Annotated in this window: 6 protein-coding genes; 1 reads left to right on the top strand and 5 read right to left on the bottom strand. The window is 70.8% G+C overall.

Annotated features, from left to right (window positions below):
- The 3 genes from VIB55_RS02300 to VIB55_RS02290 form a co-directional block, all read right to left on the bottom strand.
- A partial coding sequence (locus tag VIB55_RS02300) for a molybdopterin-dependent oxidoreductase (RefSeq protein WP_331875046.1) occupies window positions 1–1,645 on the bottom strand: 1,645 nt, incomplete at its 3' end.
- A 36-nt stretch (window positions 1,646–1,681) separates the two neighbouring features.
- Complete coding sequence (locus tag VIB55_RS02295; protein ID WP_331875045.1) at window positions 1,682–2,368, bottom strand: cytochrome c3 family protein; 687 nt, start codon at window positions 2,366–2,368, stop codon at window positions 1,682–1,684.
- Window positions 2,369–2,613: 245 nt separating this feature from the next.
- Window positions 2,614–3,060 (bottom strand): CoA-binding protein, encoded by a 447-nt coding sequence (locus VIB55_RS02290; RefSeq protein WP_331875044.1) that lies wholly within the window; start codon window positions 3,058–3,060, stop codon window positions 2,614–2,616.
- A gap of 1,197 nt (window positions 3,061–4,257) precedes the next feature.
- Here VIB55_RS02290 and gyrA point away from each other — a divergent pair.
- Entirely contained in the window at window positions 4,258–7,434 is a 3,177-nt protein-coding gene (gene gyrA / locus VIB55_RS02285; protein WP_331875043.1) for a DNA gyrase subunit A, read from the top strand.
- Between the two features lie 116 nt (window positions 7,435–7,550).
- On the opposite strand, the gene VIB55_RS02280 is transcribed toward gyrA, so the two are convergent.
- Both VIB55_RS02280 and VIB55_RS02275 read right to left on the bottom strand, forming a co-directional pair.
- Window positions 7,551–9,038, bottom strand: a complete 1,488-nt coding sequence (locus tag VIB55_RS02280) for a hypothetical protein (protein WP_331875042.1) — start codon at window positions 9,036–9,038, stop codon at window positions 7,551–7,553.
- Between the two features lie 60 nt (window positions 9,039–9,098).
- Entirely contained in the window at window positions 9,099–9,827 is a 729-nt protein-coding gene (locus VIB55_RS02275; protein ID WP_331875041.1) for a hypothetical protein, read from the bottom strand.
- Window positions 9,828–10,558: the final 731 nt, after the last annotated feature.

Here is a 10,558-nt window from a genome sequence, read left to right as displayed (position 1 = left end):
CGTCGGCCGGCCCCTCGGCGCGCGGCGCCTGGAAGGCGACGGCGGCCGGCGCGGGCGCGGCCTGCACCGGGGCGGGCTGCGCGGGCACGGCCGCGGCGGCCGCGGCCGGAGCGGCTGCAGCTGCGCCCGCCGCGGGCTGGGCGGTGAGGCCCAGGGCCTGCGACGCGTCGCCGCCGCCGGCGAACACGCCGCCGCGCTTGAGCGCCGCTTCCCAGGCGGCCTGCGTGGCGGTGCGGCCCGCCCAGGACGCGCGCAGGTAGTCCAGCCAGGTCTGTCCGGCGAAGCCCGCGGTGGGGGTGACGCCCAGCACGCGGGCAATGTTCAGCAGGATGTCGCCCACCGCCCGGGTGTTGAAGATGGGCCGCATGGCGGGCTGCACCAGCTCGAACACCCCCGGCTGGGGCGTGTAGTCGTCCCACCGCTCCAGGAAGTGGCTCTGCGGCAGGAAGTGCGTGGCCACCGACGACGTCTCGTCCGGGAACGGGCTGAAGCTGACGCGCGTGGGCACCTTCTTCAGCGCCTCGGCGAACTTCAGCCCGCCGGGCAGGGTGTACGCCGGGTCGTTGCCGTCGATCAGGATCACCTGCACCTGGCCGGCGTTCATCGCCTGGATCAGCTGCACGATGGGCCGGGCGTCGGCCGCGGCGGGGGTGGACGCGGCGCCGCCGTTCAAGCGGTTGACGGCCTGGCGCAGCGCCTCGCCGTTGGGGCCGCGCACCGCGTAGCCGGGGCCGAAGGCCACCTTGCGGCCGGCCTCGCCCCACCACGTGGACAGCGTCTGCAGCGCCGTGGCGCGGCGCTGGGCCGTTTCGGCCCCGCCGTTCTCCGGGCCGATCTGCTGGGCCACCTGGGCCAGGTTTGCGCCGCCCGCCAGCGCCTGGGCCACCAGGGCCTCGGTGCCGGGGCGGGTCTCGATCCACAGGTCGGCGTTGATGCCGGTGAGCGGGCGGTGCGGGCCCACCCACACGAAGCGGCCGCGGCGGCCGTTCCGGTAGGCGTGCTGCTGCGCGAACTGGAAGGCGTAGTCGACGGGCGACCCCCAGGTTTCCAGGAAGTCGGCGCCGAACGACACCAGCAGGTCGGCGTCGGCGAAGTCCAGCCCGCGCGGGGTGTCTTCCAGCGGGGCCCAGTCCACCCGCCGCGCGCCGATGGCGGCGGCGAAGTCGGTGGCCAGGCGGTCCATGGTCCCGCGGTAGCCGGGCGTCAGGTACACCACGCTGCCCCGGGGCGCGCGGCGGATGGCCTCGGCCACGGAGCGCTCGGCCTGCGCCCAGGTGGTGCCGCGCGGCTGTCCCTCGCCGAACTCCATGATCTGCGGCCCGCGGAAGCGGTCCGGATGATAGAGCCCCTGTGGCGCGGCCTGGCCGCGCGGGCACAGGTTGCCGTGGCTTATGGGGTGGTCGGGGTTGCCCTCGAGCTTGGTGACCCGCCCCTCGTGCGTTTCCACGTGCACGCCGCACCCGGCCGGGCATTCACGGCAGGTGCTGGTGTACCAGGTGGGCACGCCGGGAACGATCTCCTCGGGGGGCACCACGTACGGGATCAGCTTTTCGACCTCGCCGGTGGAGCACCCCACCGTGGCCGTCGCCGCTCCCGATGCGCCGAGCACCTTCAAGAAGGTGCGTCTCTTCATTCCGTCAGACATGCCGTCTCCTCAGCAATCCTTCTCGCATTCCGGCGCTCAGTAGTGGCAGACCACGCAGTCCGTGGACGCGCGCTGGTTGGGATAGGTGGCCGTCAGCCCGCGCACGTCGCCGCCCGACTCCCGCATCGCGTTGACCTTGCGGACGAAGGACGAGCGGGCCTTCACCGACGCCTCTTCCGCCGCCGAGAGCGGCATTTCGCCCCGGTGGCAGTCGATGCACCAGCCCATGCGCAGCGACGAGGCCTGGAAGACTTCCTTCATGTCTTCGACCTTGCCGTGGCACGTCTGGCACTGGAGCCCGGCGTTCACGTGCGAATAGTGCGGGAACTTGGCGTGCTCGGGGATCTTGTGGATGCGCACCCAGGGAATCCCTTCGCCGCGGCGCCAGTAGTCCACCAGCTTCTGCCCCTCGTTGTACCCGGTGCTGTCGTTGCCCTTGACCTTGGGGAACGCCAGCTGGGCCTGGCCGCGCAGCGAGGTGGGCGCCGAGCTGGCCGGAACGTGGCAGCCCACGCACAGCTGCACGCTGGGGATGCCCGCGTCCACCGAGCGGTCGGCGGTGTAGTGGCAGTACATGCACGGGATCTTGTTGTCGCGCGCGTGCACGGTGTGGTAGAACGCGATGGGCTGCTCGGGCGCATCCGGCGGCGAGTAGTCGCGGCACGAAGCCGCGGCCGCGATGGGGAGCAGCGCCATCACCGCGATGCGAAGGACCTTTGTCATTCGTCTGCCTGAACGGAGAATACCATTGGGCCGCTTGCACCCGGGCGCCCGGTCATGCGCCCGCCTGCACGCGGCTTTTCACCTGCCTCCGGACCCTGCCCGCGCCCGGCCGCTCTGTCGAGCCACCCCATATAACACCCACCCCGCACTCCGGCAATATCCGGCCGGCGACTACGCGTTGTAGTCGTTTTCCCTACACCGCTGCATGTCGTTGCGGCGGGGGCACTTGCAAAACGGCTGCTCCGTCAGCGCGCGACGCGGCGGTGCTCCACCATCAGGCAGCGGTCCTGGACCACCTTGATGCCGGCCTCGGCGAAGCGCTGCGCCGCCTGCTCGTTGCGGATTCCGCTCTGCATCCATACGGCCTTCGGCTTGGCAGCGAGGATGTCGTCCACGTGCGGTGCTACGTCTTCCGACCGGCGGAACACGTTCACCATGTCCACGGGGCCGGGGACGTCGGCCACGCGGCGGTACACGGGCTTGCCCAGGATGCGGGTGGCGTCGGGGTAGTAGACGGGAACGGGAACCACGTCGAGCCCGGCGTTGTGCAGGTACTCGGGCACGTAGAAGGCGGGCTGGCCGGCCTGCGCCTCGGTCTTGATGCCGAGCACGGCGATGCGCCTGGTGTCGCGCAGGAGCTGCGCGATTCCGTCGCTGGTGGTGACCAGGTTCTGGCGCCAGTCTGATTCCATGTGTGCTCCCGGGTAAGGTGGTCGCGAGGGGGACAGGTTACGGCGGGAGGGCGCCGCCCGGCAACCCGGGGCGAAGCGCCCGGCCGCGGCAGCGGTGATCGGCGCCGAGGCCTCGGCCCTGCTGGGGCGAATGAATTCGCGGCAACCACGGCCGGAAGTCCGCCTTCGCGGACTGCACGCACAGCCCAATGCGCGCCCCCGGCCGAACCGCATCTGTCATCCCGATGGAGCGGCCCCGGCGAACCTGCCCGCACACTGAGAACGGCAGCGACTGAGGGATCCGCCACACACTGCGCGATCACGCTCCCATGCGGCGGCCTCACCGGACCCGCTCTTTTGCCGATGCGTGGATGGACGCGGCGTAACAGCGGCACTGAGGCCTCGGCCCTGCTGGGGCGAAATGAATTCGCGGCAACCACGGCCCGAAGTCCGCCTACGCGGACTGCACGCACGGTCCAGTGCGCGGGGCCTGCCGAAGCGCCTCTGTCATCCCGATGGAGCGGCCCCGGCGGACCTGCCCAAACGCCGTAGACGGCAGCGACTGAGGGATCCGCCACACACCGCGCGATCACGCTCCCATGCGGCGGCCTCACCGGACCCACTCTTTTGCCGGTGCGTAGATGGACGCGGTGTAACAGCGGCACTGAGGCCTCGGCCCTGCTGGGGCGAATGAATTCGCGGCAACCACGGCCCGAAGTCCGCCTTCGCGGACTGCACGCACGGTCCCGTGCGCGCGCCGGCCGAAGCGCATCTGTCATCCCGATGGAGCGGCCCCCGCGCACCTGCCCGCACACCGAAAACGGCAGCGACTGAGGGATCCCTCAGTCGCTGCAAAGTATGGCGTATCGGCCGATTGGGCGTGGCCGCTCCATCGGGATGACATCGTGGGCGACTGCGGACTGGAGAGCGGGCACAGCCACGCATCTGCCGGAGCGCGATCGAATTCTCCCCTCTCCGCATGCGCAGCGTGCGGGGAGGGGCCGGGGGAGGGGCCCACCCGAGGCATGCGCCCAGTCCAATCGAAACGCCACTCTCCCGCCGTACCCGAACAAAGTCCGAACCAATCTCCCCGCGCGGTGTATCCGCCAGCCACATCGTACCTGAAGCGCGCGGCTGGCGCTTTCCGTTCCGGACACGCACTTTCGGCGTCCCGACCCTCGCGAAGACATCCGCCCCCCGCGGCGGCTCAACCGGCCCATGGCGATCCTCACCCCCACGCAGCGCGACCGCGTAGTCCCGCGGCTGATCGAGCAGGAAATGCGCGAGTCGTTCATCGACTACTCGATGAGCGTCATCGTGCAGCGCGCGCTCCCCGACGTGCGCGACGGCCTGAAGCCGGTGCACCGCCGCATCCTGTACGCCATGCACGAGGCGGGGCTCACCCCCACCCGCCCGTACAAGAAGGCGGCGACCGTGGTGGGCGACGTGCTGGGCAAGTACCACCCGCACGGCGACGCTTCCGTCTACGACGCGCTCGTGCGGATGGTGCAGGACTTTTCCCTCCGCTATCCGCTCATCGACGGGCAGGGCAACTTCGGGTCGATCGACGGCGACGCGGCGGCCGCCTACCGCTACACCGAGGCGCGTCTTTCCCCTATCGCCGGCGAGCTGCTGGCCGACATCGACCGCGACACCGTCGACTTCGCCCCCAACTACGACGACCGCCTCACCGAGCCGCGGGTCCTTCCCTCGCGCGTTCCCAACCTGCTGGTGAACGGCTCCAGCGGCATCGCCGTGGGGATGAGCACCAACATCCCGCCCCACAACATCGGCGAGGTGGTGCGCGCGGCGGTGCACCTGCTGGACCATCCCGAGTGCGACGTCGACGACCTGATGCGCCACCTGCCCGGGCCGGACTTTCCCACCGGCGGGCTGATCGTGGGCGTGCAGGGCATCCGCGACGCGTACGCCAAGGGGCGCGGCCGGGTGGTGATGAGGGCGCGCGTCTACAAGGAGTCGCGCCGCAGCGGCAAGGAGCAGCTGGTCGTCACCGAGATCCCGTACGGCACGAACAAGTCGCGCATCCTGGAGCAGATCGCGGAACTGGCGCGCGGCGGCAAGCTGGCCGACATCAGCGACCTTCGCGACGAGTCCGACCGCGACGGAATCCGCATCGTCATCGAGCTCAAGCGCGGCGCCGACGGGGCCAAGATCCTGGCCGGGCTCTACAAGTGGACGGCGCTGCAGACCACGTTCGGCGTGATCGCGCTGGCGCTGGACAAGGGCGTGCCGCGCGAGTTCACGCTCAAGGAGATGCTGGAGCGGTTCCGCGACCACCGCGTGCAGGTGGTCGTGCGGCGCTCGCGGTGGGAGCTGGACAAGGCGCGCGACGAGGCGCACGTCCTGGAAGGGCTGATCGCCGCGCTCAAGCGGATCGACGAGGTGATCGCCATCATCCGCGGCTCCCGCAACCGCGAAACGGCGGCGCGAAAGCTGGAAACGGCGCTGAAGCTGAGCGAGCGGCAGTCCGAGGCCATCCTGAACATGCGCCTTTCCCGGCTGACGCAGCTGGAGTCGCGCGAGCTGCGCGAGCGCCTGGCCGAGCTGGCGACGCGCATCCGCGAGCTGGAGGCGCTGCTGGCCAGCCCCGAGCAGCAGATCGCCGTCATCCGCGCCGAGCTGGAGGAGATGGCCGTCACCTACGGCGACGCGCGGCGCACGACCATCTTCGAAAGCGAAAAGACGGTCACGCTGCAAGACATGCTGGCCGCCGAAGAGGTGGTGGTCACCGTCACCCGCGAGGGGTTCGTCAAGCAGATTCCCATGCCCGTGTACCAGCGCGCGGCGAGCACGGGGCGGGCGCTGATCGGCTCCGAGTACGAGTCCGACTACCTGGAGCGGGTGCTGGTCGCCAGCACCGAAGACACGCTTCTCGTCTTTTCCACGGATGGGCGGGCGTACGCGCTGGACGTGCGCGACCTTCCCGATCCCGAGCTGCGCGCGCGCGGCAAGCGGCTTCACCAGCTGCTGGAGCTGGGGAAGGGCGTGGAGATCGCCTCGGTGCAGCGGGTGAAGGAGTTCTCCGCCGAGCGGGCGGCGCTGTTCGCCACGGCCGGCGGAACGGTCAAGCGCACGTCGCTGGACCAGTTCGGCCGCATCCGCTCCGGCGGGGTGGAGGCGATCACCCTGCGGCAGGGCGACCGGCTGAAGTTCGTGGCGGTGACGGACGGGGAGATGGAGGTGGTGCTCGCCGGCTCCGGCGGCCGCGCCATCCGCTTCGCCGAGGCCGACGTACCGCTGGTGGGGCGCGCCACCCAGGGCGTCCGCGGGATGAAGCTGGACGCGCGCGAGACGCTGGCGGGAATGGTGGCCGTGAAGCCGGATGCCGAGCTGTGCGCGGTGACCGCCCGCGGCCAGGGGAAGCGCTTCCTGGCGGATGATCTTCCGCTGCAGAAGCGCGACGGCAAGGGCTGCGTGCTGTCTCCCACGACGAAGGAGTTCGGCGAGTTGGTCGCCGTGCTGCCGCTGCAGGGCGACCTGAACGCGCTGCTGGCCTCGGGCGAGGGGCGGCGCATCCGTCGCGACGGCATCCCCGCCCTGCCCCGCGAGGCCGCGCCGGAGCCGGTGCTGGAGCTGGCGAAGTCGGAGCGCATCATCCTCGTGACGCCGCTTGCCGAGCGTGACACCGCTACCCCGCCCGATGGCGGCGCGGACCTCCCGCCCGATTCCGACACGAACGGCGGCGGTCCATCCGATGGCGGCTCAGGTTTACCGGAGATCGTTGCGCTCGATGCCGCCGATCCCGCCGTCACCGCGGACCTGGGCGATGCCGCTGCATCGAAGAACGACGATCCGCAGGTCGATACGTTGCTGGATGAAGACAGCGCGTTGTCCGACGATGCCGCACCCTCGACGGTGGACGGGCCCTCGGCGGATGTGGATCTCCCGAACGCGCCGAGCGACACACCCGCTGAGGAGGCTGCGGCGGAGACGGGGAGCGAGGCCGAGCTGTTCGTGGACGGCGGAGAGCCCGCGGTGGCTGCCGACGAGATGATCATCGAAGATCCGATCGTCGAGCCCCGGCGCCCCCGCCGCGCTCGTGGACCGCGTGGCGAGCCAGCCGCTGCCGCGCCGGCCGCCGTCGAAGAGCCTCGTGCGCCCGAACCGGCACCCGCGCCAACGCCGGCGCCCGCGGCGAAGCGTGCGAGAAAGCCCGCGCGTGCGTCCACGCCGGAGCCAGAGCCCAAGCCCGCACCCACGCCCGAACCGACGCCGCCACCGGCCGAGGCGAGCGCACCCAAGCCGCGGCGGGCGAAGAAAGCCGCCGAGGCTCCCGTACCCGACCCGGAACCAGAAGCGGACGCAGACGGTCCGACGGCAAAGAAACGGGGAAAGAAGGCGACGGACGGCCCCGTGCTGGACCTGTTCGGCTGAGTGCGGGGCCAAGATAGGGAAAGGGCGAAGGAGGAAGTTCCTCCTTCGCCCTTTTCTACAGGCGGATGCTCCGGCGTGTCACGTCCGCCGAACGACTCGCACGCCCGCCGCCACGATCAGGAAACCACGGTTGCCGGAGTGCGCCCGTACCCGTTGCCGGACGCGACGGGCTCGGCCGCCAGCACGCCGTTCGGTCCGCCGACGAGCTGCGCGGCGAGCACCGTCTGGATCACCTGCGTGATGCCGTTGGCGGCGACGCCGGGGGCACCCTCGCCTCCACCCGCGATGGTCACCAGCCGCGCCTTGGACAGCGCCTCGGCGATGGCGGGCGCCAGCTCCGGCAGCATCTCCACCTGGCGGAAGCGCAGGTAGGCGTCGCCCCCCTGCCGGATGGCCTCGTTCACCTGCGCGATCCCTTCGGCGTTCGCCGCGGCGACGGTACGGATGCGCACGGCCTCGGCGTTCGCCTGCGCCTGGGCCTCCAGCTGCACGCGCTCGGCGTCGGCGCGGGCCTGGGCCAGCTGGGTCGCCTCGAGCTCCGCGTGCCGCTGAATGCCGAGCGCCGTCTGGCGCCGTGCCTCGGCCTCGGCCACGAGGGCCGCGTTGGCGGCGCGGGTCTGGTCCAGCTCGCGCTGGCTGTCGCTGATGGCGCGCTCCGCCGCCAGACGGGCCTCACGCGCGCGCTGGTCCTGCTGCGCGGCGACGATGTCCGCGCTCGCGGCCGCCTCCGCCACGGCCTGGCGGCGGGTCTGCTCGGCCACTTCCTGTGCCTGCAGCTTGCGGATCTCGGCCTCGGCCACGCGGGCGGCGTTGGATGCGCGCGTTTCCTCCAGCTCGCGCTGGTTGTCGGAAATCTGCCGCTCGGCCGCGATCTTGGCCTGCTGTGCGCGCCGCGTCTGCTCGGCGGCCACGATCTCGGCGTTGGCCTGCGCCTCGGCGGCGGACTGCTTGCGGCGCGCCTCGGCTACGTCGCTCTGCACCACCTTGATGTTCAGGGAGTTGAAGCTGAGCCCCAGGTCGGTGAGCTCGCGCGAGCACGCCTTGCGGATGATCACGGCCAGCGGGTCGTCGTCGTCGTCCGCCTCGTTCAGCACGGCGGGCGTAGCGGGCTGGGCCACGCCCGGCTTTCCGGCGGTCTTGGCCGAGAACAGCTGGTCGTGGGTCAGCAGGTTGATGGCGCGGCGTCCCGACGAAGAGAGCAGGTCGATGAGGATGTTCTGCTGCTCGTCGACCGGCTTGGAAAAGAAGCGGTTGGCCGCCGTCTTGATCATGGCGTCGCTGTCGCCCACCGACACGATGGCGCTCGCGAGCACGCGCACCTTGATGGGCTGCGGGATGCCGTCGGGCCCCAGGTCCGCCGTCTGGTCGGTGATGTCCAGGTCGACGTTGATGGCCTTGCTGGAAAGCGTGGTGCCCGTGGTCAGCAGGGGAATTTCCCAGCTCTTTCCCGGCCCGCGATAGATCACGGTCCTGCCGTTCAGCCAGCTGACCATGCGGATGGTGCCCGCCTCGACGTTCCGCAGGAAGCTGGAAACGATCAGCGGGAAGAGGAGAAAGACGGCCAGCAGGATCAGGCCGCCAAGGACCATCGGATGGAGATTCATTTCTGCCTTGCCGGAAGGAAGGGAGAGGTGAAAAGGGGTGGATTCGGGCGGTTCATGGAGTTACCGGGCGCCCAGCCGGGAAACGACGCAGCGCTGCCGCTGGCCGTCTACTTCTTCGATGAGGAGCGTGTCGCCCGCGCGGACGCGCACGCCCCCCGCGCGCTCCTCGGCCTTCAACGTTCCGAGCAGCTGTACGACCTGGCCGTCCAGCTCCAGCGCGATGAGCCCCTGGCCCCGCGCGTCGAATCCGCTGACCGCGCGAGCCGTGTCCATCACGGCGCTTTCCAGGGTGAGCGCCGGCGCGGAAGCAAAGCGGAAGAGAAAGGCAAAGAAGGGGGCGGCGAGCAGCCGTTCGAACGCGAGCCCCAGGCCCAGCGCGGCCGCGAAACGAACCCCGCCGTCCAGGTAGGGCTCCAGCGCGATTCCGGTGGCCCCGAGCGCACAGAGCACCGTAAAGATGACGCGCGGCGAGAGCAGGCCCATGAGGACGCCGGAAACCGAGCCGCGGCCCGCGTCACCGGCGCCGTGGTGAGCACCGTGGCCGTGCGCGTGGTGCGCCCCGTGGCCGTGCGCGTGTGTCGCGTGGTGGGCGATCGGAGTATGGTGGGCGAACTCGTGGGATGTGGGCCCGTGCCCCGCGTGTCCAACGTGTCCCCCGTGCCCCGCGTGTCCGCCGTGGGTGCCGCCGGTGTCGTGATGGCTGCCGCCGTGGCCGTGCGTGAGCCCGCTCAGCGCCATGATGAGCAGTCCCGCGAATCCGAGCCCGGCGGCGAAGGTGTAGAAGTCCATGGTCGGTTCGGGTCGTCCCGGTCAGGCCGAACCACGCCCGGGTAGAGCGGTGATTACGCGGCGCGGCGGGGGAAGTTTCAGCCCCGCAAGTGCTTATGGCCGATTGCGAGAAGGGGCGTAGCGCGGGGCTGATCGAGGGCGTTGTCGCGGGACTGAAGAATACCGCCGTCAGGCGTTTGCGACAACGCTGGCATCGCTCGCGGACTCGGACCGTCGCGGGAGTTGCGGCGCATTCCGCGGGGTGGCCCCTCCCCCGGCCCTCCCCGCACGCTGCGCATGCGGGGAGAGGAGAATTCGGTTGCGCTTCGGCAGGTGCGGGGTGTCGCCTCTCTGGAGTCTCGCGAGCCGCGCATGATGTCATCCCGATGGAAGCGGCCACGTTCTACCTGCCGATCCGCCATACTCCGCAGCGACTGAGGGATCCGCCACACACGTCGCGCAATGTGCGGCCCCCCGCACTTCCCCGAGTTGATGCAGTTCCCCGGTCGAGGGTCCGTTCGCGACAACAGGAAAAGATTGGAATCGGTGCGGCCTCCGCACGGGAGTGCGAGAGCGCGGTGTGTGGCGGATCCCTCAGTCGCTGCCGTCTTCGGCGTGGGGGCTGGGTTCGCCGTGGCCGCTCCATCGGGATGACAATCGCGCTGCGGCAGGTGCGGCGAGCGTGCCGGTGAAGCCCGATCCGGCCACGGGTCACGCGCCCCCACAATCGCGAGCGTGCACCGTCCAGCGGG

It is taken from the genome of Longimicrobium sp. (genome assembly GCF_036554565.1).
GTDB lineage: Bacteria > Gemmatimonadota > Gemmatimonadetes > Longimicrobiales > Longimicrobiaceae > Longimicrobium.
This window is presented reverse-complemented; position numbering and strand designations above follow the sequence as displayed.

Coding starts and splice junctions, on each gene's coding strand:
- VIB55_RS02295 (WP_331875045.1), bottom strand. CDS start 2,368: ATGACAAAGGTCCTTCGCATCGCGGTGATGGCGCTGCTCCCCATCGCG.
- VIB55_RS02290 (WP_331875044.1), bottom strand. CDS start 3,060: ATGGAATCAGACTGGCGCCAGAACCTGGTCACCACCAGCGACGGAATC.
- gyrA (WP_331875043.1), top strand. CDS start 4,258: ATGGCGATCCTCACCCCCACGCAGCGCGACCGCGTAGTCCCGCGGCTG.
- VIB55_RS02280 (WP_331875042.1), bottom strand. CDS start 9,038: ATGAATCTCCATCCGATGGTCCTTGGCGGCCTGATCCTGCTGGCCGTC.
- VIB55_RS02275 (WP_331875041.1), bottom strand. CDS start 9,827: ATGGACTTCTACACCTTCGCCGCCGGGCTCGGATTCGCGGGACTGCTC.